The organism is Microcoleus sp. N9_A2, from assembly GCF_036701775.1.
Lineage (GTDB): Bacteria > Cyanobacteriota > Cyanobacteriia > Cyanobacteriales > Microcoleaceae > Microcoleus.
In genome coordinates, this window is the sequence record NZ_JAUBRH010000010.1 from 1 (window position 1) to 15,809 (window position 15,809).

Below are 15,809 nucleotides of genomic sequence, written 5' to 3' on the forward strand. Positions count from 1 at the left end.
GTTTTAGGTCGGGGAGTTTTTCCATTCCTTTATCTAATGTCTATCTTGTCTTCTTGTCAAGGGGGTTGAGCAATTACGATTACTCTGACTCCGGTCACGGACATCACATCTCGTTCACCAAACAGGAGAAAAAATGAGTTTTTGGGATCAATTCAAGCAGAACGTATCAAAAATTAACGATTCTTTGCAAACCAATATTTCCAAATTTAAAAATAATGAGTTTGCTGATGCATCAATGGCAATATGTGCATTGATTGCTGCTGCTGATGGCACTATCAATTCCGCTGAAAGACAAAAGACGGCGGCTCTAATAGTTTCAAATGAAACACTCAAAATTTTTCCAGCGTTGGAATTGAAGCAAAAATTTGAATTCTATTGTGAGAAGCTATCACAAGACTTCGATTTTGGTAAAGTTGAGGCGATCCAAGCCATAGCAAAACTCAATAAAAAACTAGACCAAGGTCGTGCTGTCATCCAAATCGGCATTATCATCGGTGGTGCAGATGGTAATTTTGACAGCGATGAAAAGAAGATTGTCAAAGAAGCTTGCCATGCTGTAGGCATTAATCCTGGGGAATTCGATCTCTAAATTCAGCTATTTCCTGGTTGATGCCAATCAATTCTTCAAACCCTTATATTTGCGAATAGCATTGTTCATTGAGTTTATTTGCTCTGCATGAAATGAAGGAGGCATTAAGCTATGAACAGTATGAACAAGTCCATTGTGCATGACATCGGTCGGAAGTGCAGAATGATCGAGTCCTAGTGTATGTCCTATTTCATGGGCAATGGTATTTGCAATTAAGTTAGATTGTTGATTGACATTAAGGCTAGCATTGTAAGAAGCATAAAATACTTGGTCAATGCGAATAATCGCCCGATCTGTAACCATTCCAGACTTGAAACTAGCCACGCCGAGATAGTCAACGGGCTGATTATCCGCGAATATATAAACATGGGTAAAGTCTTCACCCCACTCTTTGGGATCGGGGGGATCAGAGGTCAAAAATACCTTGATGCTTCTAAACGCGCCGTAGAGTTTGGAGAAGGCGTCCATCAGCAGGAAAAAGATCGCTTCTCTACTTTCTGGTGCGACATCCATTCCTGATACATCTACCCAAATGCAACGGCGAAAATCGCTATCCCGATCGCTTAGAAATCCTCCACAGGAAGGGCAAAACTCCCACTGAGGCTGGATGCGAGAACGACAGCCTTGACAGCGGAGTTTCGGGGTTCTAGTTAGGTTTATCCGTTGAGAAAGCGGGAGTTTTAGCTGGCGATTATGTTTGGTTAAGTCTAGGCGATCGTACAGAGACATTGACTGAGTGTAGGAATTTTTTATCGTAATATCTTGTGAATTTGAGCTAATTTCAGCTATGGTTATGGGTTGAGTTGACAATTGCCAGAGTCTGCAACAAAATGCTCGGATTTCCCTATTTTAATATCCCTTTCAATCTTGCCTGCTTAATCCAAGCGGGAAATTCATTCAGCAGTCTTTCATACAATTGTTCATCAGTGATTTTTCCCAAATCGTCTAAATGAAAAAAATTAGCGTTATCAACCAGCCGACCTTTCATGGTGTCTAGTCTTTCTAGAATCCCATAATTAGAACCAGCCAATCCAACAAATTGCCAAAAAATCGGATATTTTGCAGCTTCAACTATAGATTTTTTAATTTCTTGCTCATTAGTAACGCCTCCATCACTGAGAAAAACAATAAATGTAGGCAGTTTACTAGCCTTTTCCTGAGTATACTTTTTTATGACATCTTGTATTACCAAACTTTCATTGTTTCCCCCTCCTAATTCCAGCATAAGAGAAGGCATTTTAAAAATAAGTAAAGCTCTCTTCATTTCGCCAGTTTCTTCTTGAATATAGCCATCAACATTTGTTTCCGTCACCGAGCTTGTTCTTTTGAATGTTGAGCCAAAAAACCAAACATCTAAAGTGGCATCATCATCCAGTCTACTAGCTACTGGAACTATTCTTTCAACAAATGCTTGTACTGCACCAGAACTATATTGATGGCTCATAGAGCCAGAAATATCCAAAACCAAAGCGACTCTTGCTAGGATATCCTCAATCCCTTTCTTTTTAAGACAAATATCTACTTTTGCTTTTAAAAGGATTATATCTGCTTTTTTTGTAATATCAATAGGTTGCTGTTTGGTCTCTTTTTCAGGAGTTAATACAGGCTTCTCTACTTTCTTCTCTTCCTGTTTAGTATCGACAAAATACCGATCTACAAAACTTTGCAAGCCGGCTTTATAGCCTTCTCCTACTGCTCGAAATCTCCATTCTAAGTCTTTTCTATACAATCTGCCAAACTCCAACGCTGTCTCTTGAGAAAAAGCTTCTTTTAAATCGTACCGAGCTAACTCTATTCCTGTCTCTTGGTTATAAAGTCTGATAAACGCATTTTTAATTTGGCTGAAATTTTGATTTTTTTCCTGCGCTTCGTGAATGGTAACAACAAAAACTATTTGCTCAATAGCAATCTTGACTTTTGTCAAATCCACGTATATCGTCTCATCATCGTCTTCGCCTTGCCCAGTTCTGTTATCTCCTGAATGTCTCAAAGAGCCATCCAATGATGTCAGATTGTTGTAAAATACAAAGTATTTTTCATCAATTATTTTGCCTGCCGCGCCTAACATAAACACAGAAGCATCAATATCATAGCTTTGGCCAACCTGGCTCACCTCCCAACCTAAGCCGATCGCCACCTGTTTTAAATCGGGAGCAGCTTTAGAAAGATTTAACCTTTCACCTTTGGTTAATTGGATTCCCATTCTATTGGTTTTCCTTCAATGTAAATTCGGCTGATTAGCTATTCTCAACAAAAAAAGGTTTCGATCGTTGTAGCCCACTTCTGATTCCAGCAAGTAAGAAGCATCTAGGTATTGAGTGAGTGGTTAAGCATAGGCTTTCACAAGTTCCTGTAACCCATTAACCTTAACACCGTTACCGATCGCCGCCATTTTCCACTCATCATTATGCTTGTAGATTTCTGCCATGAGCATCCCCGTCATGCCTTTGTATTCAGAACCTGATAGGTTATATTTTGCAAGTTCTTGATTATTAGACTGATTAACCAAACGCACAAACGCATTTTGAACTTGTCCGAAGTCTTGCTTGCGCGAAATGCAATCGTAAATGTTAACTGTGAACACGAGTTTTACAATTTCCGAGGGCATCCGAGATAAATCGACGAGAATTTGCTCGTCATCCCCCTCTCCCGCCCCTGTGAGATTATCACCTAGATGCGTAATAGCTCCTGAACGGTGGGAGAGATTGCCAAAATAAATGATATTGGCCATATCCTTCACTTTGTCATTTTTATCTAAACAGATCGCTGAGGCATCCAGGTCATAATCTGGAGCATTGCTAAAAGCCCCAAACAAACCCCCACCTGAGCGTTTTGCCACATCCCACCCTAATCCGCAGATCAGTTTTGTTAGCCCTGGCGCTTCTTTGGAAAGCGAGATGCGCTGTCCTTTCTGTAGGTTAATTCCCATGTGTTTTACCTTTTAGCTATAGCGATCGAGTAATGCTTGCAAACCACCTTTATAACCGGAGCCCACTGCATTGAGACGCCACTCGCCGTCTTTCCGGTAAAGTTCGGCCATGATCAGCGCTGTCTCTATGGAATAATCTTCTACAAGGTCATAGCGAACAGCTTCCTGTTGTGTTTGGGCATTAACGATTCGCACGAAGGAATTTTGCACCTGACCAAAATTTTGATGGCGTTGCTCTGCTTCATGGATGGTGACAGTTACAAGAATTTTTTGGACATCATTAGGAACTTTTTTGAGGTTAATTTTGATAACTTCATCATCCCCCTCGCCTGCCCCGGTGAGATTGTCTCCCATATGCTGTACAGATTTGTCGGGATCTGGACTTGTGAGATTGTTGTAAAAAATGAAGTGGTTGTCAGAAATTAATTTGTCATTAGCACCTAGGAGGAACAATGCTGAGTCTAGGTCAAAGTCAGAGCCCGTGTCTGTAGCTTTAACGTCCCATCCTAGTCCTATGGATACTTCTGAGAGGCCTGGTGAAATTTTTTCGAGCGATACCCGTTGTCCTTTTGTCAAAGATACTGCCATGATTTAATCTTCCTCTTTATTTTAGAAGTGGTGAGGGAGGCGCGGACTTAAAAACTTTTTTAAGTCTTTGCTGAAAAGGAGCGTATAATTTAAAATCTTAAATAATCAGAATATTAGCTCACTGTACAGATGTCAATAGAGATTACAAATGTTAATTATTTTTTGGAGATTTGAGTACAAAGCAATCATTCCCTGCCTCAGATAGTGGTGCTATCTCAGCTTGGGTATTGTGATTGTGTAGTTTGACAAACTCGCCGCTACTTTGCCAAGTTTGTGATGCCAGTGACCATTACCGGGGGTTGCCACAGGGCAGGCAGCTTGGAAGTCTCGTGTTTCGGCAGATCGACGCCACAATTCGATGGTGTTGCGACTGATTCCAAAAACTTGAGCGGCTTCGATTTTCTTCATGCCATCCAACTTTAGCCCTTGGATGACCTTCTGACTGAGGTCGTAATTTTACGATTTGGGCATGGACACAGCGAAGCTATCGCTCCGCAGGATTTGGGACTATTTCTATGCTATGTCCTAACAGCCTTGGCGGTTGCTATAGTTTGGTTTAAATGCCGATCGAGCCGATCGAACTTATTACCCGATCTAAAAATGTCAATCCCGGTTAATCCGTAGTGTCGGGGAGAGTTTCGACTACATACTCCGGTACATACTCAGCAACATTTTCAGGTCGATTCTCTGGCAATTTTTCTGGCAATTTATAGGGCAAATTTTCCGGTGGATGTTCCCGCCTCACCCGCCGGATCGGGAGATTTGCAATCAATGCTGTCGCCCGCTGATCGCTAGCTAGCGAGAACTCCGACTCGGTAGTATCAATTTCCACATAGCGAGACACCACCTCTAGAATTTCTCGGCGCATCGACTCAACCATTTCGGGGCTGAGCTCTGAGCGATCGTGGGCTAGAACCAGTTTGAGGCGGCGTTTTACATCGTCGCGGCTGTTGTCAGGGGGGTGCGGGAAAAGTCTTTCGAGAAGTGTGTACAGCATGGGTAGATCTGGTTTGTCAAGGGTTGGGCATAGAAAAAATCACTGGGGAAAATTTCGGCTACTTTTTGTGATGCAGTGGCTGCTGTTCAAGATCGATCGCCAATATTGCAGCACATCACATAATTTTAATGTTTAAGAACTTGCGGAGTCGAGTAAACAAGTTTTCCCGACGGGGATTGAGATCTAGAAATTCAACTTTTTCGCCTTCTAAGCGGCGGGCAATATTGTCGAAGGCAGTTCCAGCTAAAGAGGCTGTTTCCGACAAAACTAATGGTTCGCCTCGGTTCGTGGAAACAATGACGCGCTCGTCGTCGGGAACAACGCCTAACAGCGGAATGGCGAGGATTTCCCGCACGTCTTGCACAGACATCATATCATTTGCCAGCACCATTGCAGGCCTGATCCGGTTGACGATCAGCTTAATTTTCTTGACATTGTTGGCTTCTAGCAGACCGATGACTCGATCGGCATCGCGGACAGCAGCGATTTCTGGAGTGGTGACAATGATGCCTTCTTGCGCCGGGGCGATCGCATTTTGAAAACCTTGTTCAATTCCAGCAGGAGAGTCGATCAAAATATAGTCATATTTTGCTCCCAACATCCCCACCAGCTGCTTCATTTGCTCAGCGCTGATGGCATCTTTCATCCGAGTTTGGGCAGCCGGCAACAGCACCAAGCGCGGCTGCCGCTTATCTTTCACCAAAGCTTGCTCTAATCGGCACTCTCCAGCGAGAACTTCTAATGCCGTGTAAACAATCCGATTTTCTAAGCCCAGCAGCAAGTCTAAATTTCTGAGACCAAAATCGGCATCAATTACGGCAACGTTCCGCCCCCGCTTAGCTAAAGCCATGCCGAGATTGGCTGTGGAGGTGGTTTTTCCTACCCCGCCTTTCCCTGATGTAACAACAATAATGCGAGCCATAAGCGATTTTAGATTTATTGGGAATTGGTGATTTGGAATTAGTAATTGGTAATTAGGAATTGCTAATGGGTAATTGGTAATGGGTAATTGATCTTATTCTTGGTTGATAATTAGCAATTATTCTTTGGTAATTTGGCAGCAATCGGTAATTCACTGAATAACAGCAGATTTCACGTTTATGAATGACACCCGCTTATCGTTTCCCCCGCCGTAAGGACACGGCGAAAGCCCTTGTCCCTACTTCATCAACTCACAAATCTCCTTATTTTACTAATCCTCTATGAATTTGCACTTAAATTTTAAATCGTCCTTGAGTGACTGATTTAGCCTAGGCAAAAATTATCAAGTGCAGGCTGAAAGAGAAATAGTATTACCAATTACTCATTACTAATTCCTAATTACCCATTACCCATTACCAGAAAGAATTGGTTTAAAGCCGGAACCCTTGTAGGGAGAAATTAAAAGAAGACTATTCATTACTCCAATCCTCTTCCTTTCAGGTAGAGGTCGCTGTCAACTGTCAACTGTCAACCCTTCGGCTTCGCTCAGGGCGAGCTGTCAACTGTCAACTGAACCATTATCGATTACTCATTACCCCCGACTAACTGCGATTTGTCAAAATCAGAGGCTCTACCGATCCGAATCCCTTGGGGTGTCACATAGGCGACTTCCGGGAAAAACTGAGCGGGTGACGTTTCTGGGCCTCTGGCAACATACTTAGCAATCCTAATCACCATCGGTTCCATCTGCAAGGTCATAATCACGCTTTTGGTATTGCCACCGGCACCGGCGTGCACGACCCCCCGCAAACGGCCCCAAACTAGGATATCGCCTCCGGCGATGACTGAGCCGCCGGGATTTACGTCTCCCAAAAGTACGATCGTCCCTGGATGACGAATTTCTACGCCCGATCGCACTGTCATCTGCAAATATAAAGGTTCCGCCAGCGATTGCGGTTTTTGGGCAGTGGATTTATTCAGGGAAGAAACCGGAGGCTGCTGTTCTACACAATAGCCGACAGTAGCTGCGGCAACGGCCGTTTGGCGGCGGCTGGTGTGGACTCGTTTGAGTTGCAGTTCCACTTCAGAGAGGGCGTCGGCGATTTCTTGCAGTTGGCGGATATCTAAAAGTCGATCGCTCCCCATCAATTGTACTTCTGCATTTGGCTGCCAAAAGCGTTCTCCAGCATTCAGCCTAACTTTTAGCTGTTGCCAAAGTTCAGTCCAAGTCGATGCCGTACCAGTTGCGGCTTCGTTGTTGGTTTCTGGGGGAAGTAGCAACAATAGCTGTCCATCTTCAGTCTTGAGTCGGACTTGCAGCTCTAAGCTGACTTCGGGTGTCGATTGAGGGGCGGCAGCAGCAGCTCCGGCGGAGGCATCGGGTGTCATGGGACAGTTTGATATCGGGTAGAGACAGGTTAACATCAATATTAGCCTGAGTGGTCATTAGTCATTAGTTATTAGTCATTAGCAGGGCACTCTGCGCGCACTTTCGACAATTATAGGACTTACGCATGGGGGTCTAGAAACCGGATTTTTTTACAAAAATACTTCGTTGCAACCTGCAGATTCGGCAAAAAACCCGGTTTCTTCTATCGGTGCATAAATCTTGAATTACTCATTACCAATTCCCCCAGAAGTGTTGAATAATAGGAAAGAAATGCCAAAATTGGCAGACAAATGTCTAATTAGAGAGCTATAAAATACTGACAACCAACTAAAATGCTATTTTCTAACTTCCCCAAAATTGTCAAACGGTATCTCGCCCATTTACTCAAAGATGACTATCCTGTTTTAGACACTTTCACATTTGTCTCCTGCTGGCTGGGCTTTAGTTTTGACCAAAGCCTCGATACTATGCGTTCGCTATTTCTTCGTTTAAACAGTCGAGATATTTCCCTAGATATATCAACCTTCTCAAAAGCAAGTAAGCATAGAGATATTGGCGTATTTGTAAAATTATTTGAAAGATCACAAGCGGATATAAAACGTCAAGTAAACAATAAAAATGATATCTGTTTATTCGCCTTATATTCTACGATAGTTACCTTGACAAGCAAATTACCATGGCAACAGGAATACCATCAAGTAAAGTAATTTACTGGAACGGATAATGAACGGGTAATGATTGATGGAGTACATTCATTTTGGTCAAGGTCATTAAGCGTGAGTATGGAGATGAAACCATAGCAGCCACACCTCAAAATGGAGTGAATGTAATAGATAGAGGCTTCTCCAGTTCCGAACGTGTTCAAGCATTACTGAAAAAAGAAAATCAATATTTTGTACTACGAATTAAGAATAATTCTACTATCAATATCAAGGAATATGTAACTTATGAAGTGTGGAGTGGTCAACGAACTGTTCAAGTAAGATTGGTGAATTTTTCAGATGTATAAACACGGACTGAATTTAGGTTTGTAACTAATTTACCTGAATCAGGAAAATTAGCATACACTAATCAAGAAATTGGAGAAATTTATCGAAGGAGATGGCAGATTTAGTTGCTGTGAAAATTCTTAAAAAAGCATTTAAAATTGTCTCTTATAATCACAAAAAATACCAATGTAATTCGGATACAAATCTATGCTTGTTTAATTTGTTATTTATTCAGTTGGTTAAAATTCCGGATAAAATTGGTAATAAACCATTAGAAAAATTACGACACTTACCAGAAAGAATTGGTTTAAAGCCTCTTTATTTTAGGGAGAAATTAAAAGAAAACTATTCATTACTCCAATCCTCTTCCTTCTAGGTAGAGGTCGCACTCATCTGTCAACTGTCAACTGAATGAAATGCTTTTATGTGTGAAAAGATCAGCTATATTCATTGGTTTAAGGAAATCGTTTTTAATTGCTAAAATCAGCAGTTGATATGATTCGTGTATCTATTTTTAGAATCCTCTTAATAAGCATTCAACACTTCTGGATTTTGTGGTATTGGTTTCTGACACCGTAAGGGTATAAGTTCCTCCGCTCAAGTTCAAGATATCTTCAAGGGAAATACTCAAGACTGGTCGAAAGTCGGCGGCCCGGCGGGCCAGATTAAAGTAATTAACAGACCGGCAGTTAGCGGCACTCACCAAACGTTTAAAGAACAAGTGCTCCGAGGTGGGGAGTTTGGCACGACGCCAAATATTACCACGCTCGACGAGATGCGACAACTCCCCTGCTGCAAGCTTTAGGCAACAACGGCATTGGTTATGCGACTTTTGCTCAAGTAGCCAATCAGAAAACTGTGCGCGTTGTTCCAGTCAACGGTGCGACGACGGATGCGGGTAACTATCCTTATACCATTTTTTTAAAGATGTGCTATAGATAAAGAATGTAAAATCCAAGACCATCCTGTGAGAAAACCAATGACATGATTTGTTAAAGATGATAATATTTCGTTAAGTTTTACGCGGAGTTCGTCAAGATTACTAAAGACTAACCAAGCTAAAAATTCTTTGATATATTCCCACACTCTTTCTGTTGGATTTACTTCAGGACAATGAGGAGGCTGAAATAGTAAAATAATATTGTCTGGCAATTCAGATGTACTTAAAAGATGACCGGGAGCATTATCGACTTGAATGATATGTAATTTATCGGGATATTCAAGCGATAATTGTTGCAAATAGGCTTGAAAACAAACTTTATCTAAATGGGAAAACTCCCAAAAAAAAACTTTTGCCAGTAGATGGGGATACGGCTCCGTATAGCCAGAAATATTTAAATTTCCATTGATGTTTTCCTACGGGTTTTACACCCGCAGTGTTAGCCTTCATCTCTGAATTGTATGTAGCCCTAATCGAGTTTCGTCACTACACCAAAACAGAAATTTTTGTATTTATTTACTCGGTCAGGAGCCTTATCTAGTAAGGTTTTTATTTGCTGAGAAACGCTATTTTTAAGTTTATTAATTGCCATTGGCTTTTGCTCCGTACGAGGCCTAGGGATTTTTAATTTACTTTTCAACTCCCCTTTGACCAAGGAGTATACAGCTTGATAACTACTAGGTATCTCTTTGATCAACCAGAGCCAGAGATGAACTTCTTTATAACTGGAAAATCCTTCTGGGTCTCTCAATTATTGTTGTAATGAAGCCGCTACTTCAACTGAAAACTTTTTGGGCCTGCCAAAAAGCTGCCGATTTCTCAACAAGTTTTCTATACCACCCTCTTTATATTGAAAGAGCCAGCGATGAATTGTGGTTTCACTTTTGCCCAAAATAGACGATATTTCTCGGACTGTTTCTACTTGTTTTGACTGAAATAAATAAAGCATTTGAACTTTATTATATGCTAAGATTCTTTTTTGTTGTTTCCTAATCTCTAGCAATACTTCTACAGATTCGGCAATCGTTATATGAGGACGCCCAGACATTTTAATGTTCTCCTTTACTTTTAACATAAGTCTAGCATAACTTTATAAAAATGGTATTACAAGCGGCAGTTGTACTACGCCTACAAAAACCCTCCTAGCCAAACAGTTAAGGATTTCTTGGGCTATGCGACTTCTTCGGAAGGACAGAAAGCTATGCTGGCCGGAAATTGAGCCTTTGCAAACGTCGGACATTCAGTGAAATAGTCCACCAGACTGAAGTCTGGCGCTACACAAGCTTGCGTCCGCGCAGGTGGACTTCTTCTTTAACCCACTTGGAGTGGGTTTTGTGTGTGTAGGCGCGGTTTCCAAGGGCAGGCAACCCTACAAACCTCAAAATACTATTCATTTGTCATTGCTGAACTGATAGGCTAATATTCGATGTAATTTAAAATTTAAGGTTTTTCTGTGAGCAAAAGTCGCGAACCCGTCGAAAGTTTACTTCTCTACTATTTATTCAAATGGTCAATTGTCAGCCCGATGCTGCACCTGTACTTTCGAGGCCGCATCTACGGTGCAGAAAATGTTCCGACAGAAGGGCCTGTGGTAGTAGTCAGCAATCACGCCAGCGATTTTGATCCGCCGATTTTGTCGAATTGCATGAGGCGGCCGGTCGCATTTATGGCAAAGGAAGAGTTATTTAAAGTTCCTATTTTGAAGCAGGCAATTACGCTTTATGGTGCTTATCCAGTGAAGCGGGAAAGTGCCGATCGCAGTGCAATTCGATCGGCTATCAATTCTTTGGAAAATGGCTGGGCGACGGGTGTATTTTTGCAGGGAACTCGCACGCCAGATGGCAGAATTACTGAACCGAAATTAGGTGCTGCGCTGATAGCCGCTAAGGCAAAAGCGCCGCTGTTACCTGTTAGTTTGTGGGGAACTCACGCGATTTCGTCGAAAGGTTCGGGAATTCCGCGTCCGGTGCCACTGACGGTGCGAATTGGCAAGCTAATTGAAGCGCCCGGTTCCTCGGATCGCGAGGAGTTGCAAGCGCTGACTCAAAGATGTGCGATCGAGATTAATGCCATGCACGATTTGGGTCGCTGATTTGCTTGGAGGTTGTTTTGTATAACTTACGCATAAACCTGGTTTGATAGATAAAAAACATCGTTACAGGTTTGTAGTGAGTACGAAGACTCCTCATTACAAACCTATTTTATTGCGGTTGTACGATGCCTCTGACATAAGCGACAGCTAAAGGGGAAATTTTTTCTGTAACTGCTGCGATAACTTGGCGATCAAAGTCAGTCCACACTCTAGGGCGATCGAACATACAAGGCTGCAATACCCCCCACAATAACCCGTCATCACAAAGGTGAGTGTGAATCAAAGCTCGATGTCCGAACTCTTTTGCCTCAAAATTTTTGTTGACTACTTCAGGATTTGCTGTCTCAACATCCTCAACAAAAATTGATGGTTCAGTTCGCAAAGCTGCTGCAAACAAAGGGTCTTCTTCCCCTAAAGATTCCGGTTCTTTTTTCCATTCCGCGTCCCAAACCTCTGGATAGTTTGAGTTGCGACGCCAGCAGTAAGGTACTCTGCCCATTTGCGTTTCAGGATTGCGGAGGTAGAGAAAAACCCGATCGCAATTTAACACCTCGCCTAAAGCCGGCACCAAAGCCGAAAAAACAGCATCCGGCGTTTTGCTGTCACTCAAAATTTGCTCTAGAACTTGTGGCAGAATTTGGTCGGTCATTAATTTTAGCTTTTGAAGTTCATCTACTAATTTTAAACTACTCCTTCTTTTCTCTTCTCTTCTTTTACGCATTTGTCATCAGCGTCTTCGCTGTTCGTTAAATCGCTATAGAAGAGAAGTTTTAAAACCAGAGGGAATGGAAAAAAATTAAAACTTGCTTAATCCTTCCCTTTGTTTATTCAATTCTCGCTTGGCTGAAGTTAGCACCCGTATAACCGGTTGTCAGCCAAAGAATAGCCCTAGCGCCGTCGCGAACAGCTTTTTGCATCGGTTCGGGGGTTCGCCCAGACGGAACTGCCACAGGCTTAAAACTAATGCCTCGACTGCCGAGCACGATTTCGCCGATAATCTGAGCTCGCCGCATATGATCGTCCGAAGTGATCAGATACACGCTCTCAATCCCTTGAGCTTTCAATTCATCTACCAGAGTGGTAAAATTTGTTACCGTATCCACCGCTCTGTAGTCTAAGTGCAGGCGATCGGACTCAATTCCCGCTTCTGAAAACACCCATTCGGCGAACTCGGGATTACTCCCAGACGACACCCAAATCGGCAATTCAGGATACTCCTGAGCAAATTTGGCGGCAAACACCTCTCGCTCCGTAGCCCCACCTAGAACGAACAAAGCTTGGGGTCTCTGAAATTCGCTCTTAACCTGCTGATAGCCAAACCAACACGCCATCAAAAGCCCTACTAGGAACCAAAAACTGCGTGAAGTGTTCAAACGCTTGTAACGCTGCGTGTTTGAATTGATTCTTAACCACATCTAAACCTATAAAAATTTTATGTAACTCACAAAGGAACCATAACAAAAAATACCGCACGTATAGCCCACTAACAGGAATTAAAAATTAAAAATTAAAAAAGGGTCGGGGGATCATAGATTTTAGATTTTAGATTTTAGATTGACTCTACGCTTGTGGTGGGGCTTAAACAGGTGATTTTAGATTTGAGATTTGAGATTTCAGATTTCAGATGGATTTTATAGAGGTTCTGCCTAAGTCCTCGTCTTCAAGCAAGTATTCGTCCTTGGGCAAATTCGTTAGCGGATATGCAAAAAAGAGGGGTAAAACTTAGGCTTACCCCTCCTGCTTTTAATTTTTCTTGATTGTTAACGGGACTGGCCGGGTTCGAACCGGCGACCTAGCGCTTCAGATTTGTGTGAGTTTCCCCACTCTCTGGACTATACCTTCACCATATGCTTGCAGCTTTTAGGTGGTGACCGTCTAGTCTCTAAACCTTCCTGATTTCAATATAGGCGATTGTTTAATCGCGCTGAAATCAGGCTTGGCTTGGTATTGCCTTAGAGTCATAGGAACCCACGAACTCTTTAGGTTTCACCAAATTTGACCACATTCACTCCTAGAGTTTCCTCGCAGGGTGCCCGATTCTTCAGGAGGCGCTTGCTCTATCCATCTGAGCCACAGCCCCAGTTGCTAAACCGTTTTGATTATAGCAGTTAATGTCGATTTTGAATTTTTTATTTTGGATGATTAGCGATCGCCAGTTGCAAGTTTCGCAGCGATGCGGGCAAAGTTTTCGGCTGCGGTGAGTTTACCAGCACCGTAACAGGCGCGCTGTCTCCATGCGGTGACGGGGAGATGTCCGGGGGGAGCATTTTCGTTAAAGGAGAGCTCGCTGTAATATTTCCAATTTTCCTTGACTCGCCAACCAACTCGATCGCAAAATTCAGTATAATTTGCCTCGGTACTTTCCCAAATCTGCTGCTGCACGCTCAACCCGAACCGCCCGCTGCTGTATTGTTGCCAAAGTTGGTCGATCGTGCGAAGGTCTGTAGGAGGAAGACTGTCAATATCGGCTGCACTCAGCCAGCCTTCGTCTTCCCTGACAGCGATTTGGAGCAAGATTTCCCAAGTGTGTTCATCAGCTTTGCGCCATTTTCCAGTTTCTAATAGCTTTGTCAGTTGTCGATAGTCCATCCCCACTTCAGAGATAGCCGGAGTTGAGTCAGGTATGGCGCCGATTTTGTCTTCTAGTCGCAGTAGAGTGCTGACAATCAATTCGGGGTTTAGTTGTTCGAGGCGGTACAGAACCCATTCTAACTGAGATTGAATGTATGTGCGGGCGATCGCACCTTGCTGCACTTCCCCCTGCAACTCATCAAATTTAGCTAACCAATTTTGTTGATTGCGGGCCAATTCCCACATTTGCTTTGCCCACTGCAATCTAACTTGTTCTTTTTTTAAATAAGTTTTGGAAGGCTTAGCACGCTGCGGGTAGGGAGTCAAATCCCAGCCGCAAATCGAGCACAACTCTGCTTTTTCTTCTATGTATTCAGCACCGCACACTGGACAGTTAGACATATCGCCATCAATTCGGTTGCCAAGTCATTATATGACATCTGGTAAATTAACCATAATTCGATTAGGTACGCACTTCGCACCCTACAATTACAGTTTATCTGTAGTAATCTGGGGATTTCGCACCCGAAAGTTAGAGTTATTTATACCGCTCTAACAAGGCAAGCGAATAGTAAACAAGCTGCCTTTGCCCAACTCGGATTTTACCTCGATCGTGCCGCGGTGAGCTTCGACAATTTGCCGACAGAGGTGTAGTCCCAAACCTGTACTGGATCTCCTGTGAGTTCCCGAGCCAAACCTTTCAAATAACTTTGCTTTTTCGCTGGGAGAAAGGCCGGCACCGGTGTCTTTGATTTCTATAATTACCCATGCCAGCGGTTGGTTTTTGAAGCTAGTATAAGCAGGTGAATTGGCAGCTTTTAAGCTGACATCTATTGAGCCGTTGTCGGTGAATTTAATCGAATTTCCGATGAGATTTGTCAGCAAGCGGTGCAGTTCCAGACGATCGCCCGGATACTTCGCAATCGGTGCACTTTCTCCACTTTCTGTCAAGTCTAAATTTACCGACAAACCTTTAGCATCCGCTAGGGGAGCTAGTTCTTCAGCTACCTCAGTAATAAGCTGGCGCAAATCCACGGCAGCGAAACTTAGGGATTTGGCGCCTGCTTCGTAGCGGTAGACTTCCAGCAGCATATTTACGAGCGCGATCAGGTTTTTGTTGCTGCGAACCATCGTCCCCAAAGCCTCGCCCATCTGAGGCGAAATTTCTCCCAAAGCTCCCTGCTGCATTAAACTTAGCATTCGATCGGCTGCTACGAGGGGCGTCCGCAAGTCGTGAGCGAGTCGGGAGACAAAATCTTCGCGCTGGAGGGCGATCGAATTGCGCTCATCTACGCTGTGTTTAAGCCGCAGGAGCGATCGAACCCTCGCCAGCAGTTCGTCCATTTCAACTGGTTTGCGGATGAAATCGTCTGCTCCCATGTCCAATCCCTGGACCACGCTGGCACTGTCGTGAGCCGTGATCAGCAAAATTGGGATAAAGGGCAATTCCTTATTTTGTCGGATTCGTTTAGTGACTTCGTAACCATCCATTCCCGGCATCATCACGTCTAGCAGTACCAAATCCGGGGCTGCCTTGTCAATTTGACTCAAGGCAGAAAATCCGTTCTCTGCCGTGCTAATTTCGTAACCTTCTTCTTCTAGGATTGTCTGAACCAACAAAACATTATCTGGTGCGTCGTCTACCACCAGAATGCGATCGGCTTTTGTGGCATTCGGAACAGATAAATAACTCATTTAATTGTTAGCCTGGAAATAAATACTAACTTTAATATGGCATCCGATTCATGCTTTCACATTTTTACAGTTGTTAACTCTGTCATAAGGAAGATCTCACAACTTTAT

General features: G+C 43.1%; 18 protein-coding genes and 1 pseudogene. 6 read left to right on the forward strand and 13 right to left on the reverse strand.

Going from position 1 to position 15,809, the window contains the following annotated elements; genetic code table 11:
* Positions 1-133: 133 nt before the first annotated feature.
* Positions 134-589: a TerB family tellurite resistance protein gene (locus QUA44_RS08370; protein ID WP_333255092.1), complete on the forward strand. Its 456-nt coding sequence runs from the start codon at positions 134-136 to the stop codon at positions 587-589.
* A 27-nt stretch (positions 590-616) separates the two neighbouring features.
* On the opposite strand, the gene QUA44_RS08375 is transcribed toward QUA44_RS08370, so the two are convergent.
* From QUA44_RS08375 to minC, 8 genes are all read right to left on the reverse strand, one after another.
* Positions 617-1,399, reverse strand: coding sequence for a zinc-dependent metalloprotease family protein (locus QUA44_RS08375; RefSeq protein ID WP_333255094.1), 783 nt, complete (start codon positions 1,397-1,399; stop codon positions 617-619).
* Positions 1,400-1,433: 34 nt separating this feature from the next.
* A complete protein-coding gene (locus QUA44_RS08380) occupies positions 1,434-2,792 on the reverse strand; it encodes a VWA domain-containing protein (protein WP_333255096.1) in 1,359 nt (452 codons plus the stop codon).
* Positions 2,793-2,915: 123 nt separating this feature from the next.
* Positions 2,916-3,518: a TerD family protein gene (locus tag QUA44_RS08385; protein WP_333255098.1), complete on the reverse strand. Its 603-nt coding sequence runs from the start codon at positions 3,516-3,518 to the stop codon at positions 2,916-2,918.
* Positions 3,519-3,530: 12 nt separating this feature from the next.
* Positions 3,531-4,106, reverse strand: coding sequence for a TerD family protein (locus QUA44_RS08390; RefSeq protein ID WP_333255100.1), 576 nt, complete (start codon positions 4,104-4,106; stop codon positions 3,531-3,533).
* 210 nt (positions 4,107-4,316) lie between these two features.
* The gene (locus QUA44_RS08395; protein WP_333255102.1) at positions 4,317-4,514 is read right to left on the reverse strand and encodes a hypothetical protein; all 198 of its coding nucleotides are present in this window, start codon (positions 4,512-4,514) and stop codon (positions 4,317-4,319) included.
* 205 nt (positions 4,515-4,719) lie between these two features.
* Entirely contained in the window at positions 4,720-5,103 is a 384-nt protein-coding gene (gene minE, locus QUA44_RS08400; protein WP_265237095.1) for a cell division topological specificity factor MinE, read from the reverse strand.
* Between the two features lie 115 nt (positions 5,104-5,218).
* The gene (minD, locus tag QUA44_RS08405; RefSeq protein ID WP_333255104.1) at positions 5,219-6,025 is read right to left on the reverse strand and encodes a septum site-determining protein MinD; all 807 of its coding nucleotides are present in this window, start codon (positions 6,023-6,025) and stop codon (positions 5,219-5,221) included.
* Positions 6,026-6,609: 584 nt separating this feature from the next.
* Positions 6,610-7,413, reverse strand: coding sequence for a septum site-determining protein MinC (gene minC, locus QUA44_RS08410; protein WP_333255106.1), 804 nt, complete (start codon positions 7,411-7,413; stop codon positions 6,610-6,612).
* Between the two features lie 333 nt (positions 7,414-7,746).
* Between minC and QUA44_RS08415 the strand changes: the two genes are divergently transcribed.
* The 4 genes from QUA44_RS08415 (at position 7,747) to QUA44_RS08430 (ending at position 9,208) form a co-directional block, all read left to right on the forward strand.
* Positions 7,747-8,121 (forward strand): hypothetical protein, encoded by a 375-nt coding sequence (locus tag QUA44_RS08415; RefSeq protein WP_333255107.1) that lies wholly within the window; start codon positions 7,747-7,749, stop codon positions 8,119-8,121.
* A 50-nt stretch (positions 8,122-8,171) separates the two neighbouring features.
* Complete coding sequence (locus QUA44_RS08420) at positions 8,172-8,423, forward strand: hypothetical protein (RefSeq protein WP_333255109.1); 252 nt, start codon at positions 8,172-8,174, stop codon at positions 8,421-8,423.
* A gap of 92 nt (positions 8,424-8,515) precedes the next feature.
* On the forward strand, positions 8,516-8,779 hold the full coding sequence (locus QUA44_RS08425; protein WP_333255110.1) for a hypothetical protein: 264 nt from the start codon (positions 8,516-8,518) through the stop codon (positions 8,777-8,779).
* A gap of 234 nt (positions 8,780-9,013) precedes the next feature.
* On the forward strand, positions 9,014-9,208 hold the full coding sequence (locus QUA44_RS08430) for a hypothetical protein (protein ID WP_333255155.1): 195 nt from the start codon (positions 9,014-9,016) through the stop codon (positions 9,206-9,208).
* A 116-nt stretch (positions 9,209-9,324) separates the two neighbouring features.
* On the opposite strand, the pseudogene QUA44_RS08435 reads toward QUA44_RS08430, so the two are convergent.
* Positions 9,325-10,391 (reverse strand): annotated as a pseudogene (locus QUA44_RS08435) (IS630 family transposase).
* A gap of 405 nt (positions 10,392-10,796) precedes the next feature.
* On the opposite strand from QUA44_RS08435, the gene QUA44_RS08440 reads away from it, so the two are divergent.
* Positions 10,797-11,435 carry a lysophospholipid acyltransferase family protein gene (locus tag QUA44_RS08440; protein ID WP_333075772.1) on the forward strand — a complete coding sequence of 213 codons (639 nt, stop codon included), beginning with the start codon at positions 10,797-10,799 and terminating at the stop codon, positions 11,433-11,435.
* Positions 11,436-11,544: 109 nt separating this feature from the next.
* Here the strand turns inward: QUA44_RS08440 and QUA44_RS08445 are convergent, their stop codons facing one another.
* From QUA44_RS08445 to QUA44_RS08460, 4 genes are all read right to left on the reverse strand, one after another.
* On the reverse strand, positions 11,545-12,156 hold the full coding sequence (locus QUA44_RS08445; protein WP_333309636.1) for a GAF domain-containing protein: 612 nt from the start codon (positions 12,154-12,156) through the stop codon (positions 11,545-11,547).
* A gap of 103 nt (positions 12,157-12,259) precedes the next feature.
* Entirely contained in the window at positions 12,260-12,850 is a 591-nt protein-coding gene (locus QUA44_RS08450) for a YdcF family protein (protein ID WP_333255114.1), read from the reverse strand.
* 727 nt (positions 12,851-13,577) lie between these two features.
* Entirely contained in the window at positions 13,578-14,408 is an 831-nt protein-coding gene (locus QUA44_RS08455) for a GUN4 domain-containing protein (protein ID WP_333255116.1), read from the reverse strand.
* Positions 14,409-14,558: 150 nt separating this feature from the next.
* Positions 14,559-15,701, reverse strand: a complete 1,143-nt coding sequence (locus QUA44_RS08460) for a hybrid sensor histidine kinase/response regulator (RefSeq protein WP_333255118.1) — start codon at positions 15,699-15,701, stop codon at positions 14,559-14,561.
* Between the last annotated feature and the right edge of the window lie 108 nt (positions 15,702-15,809).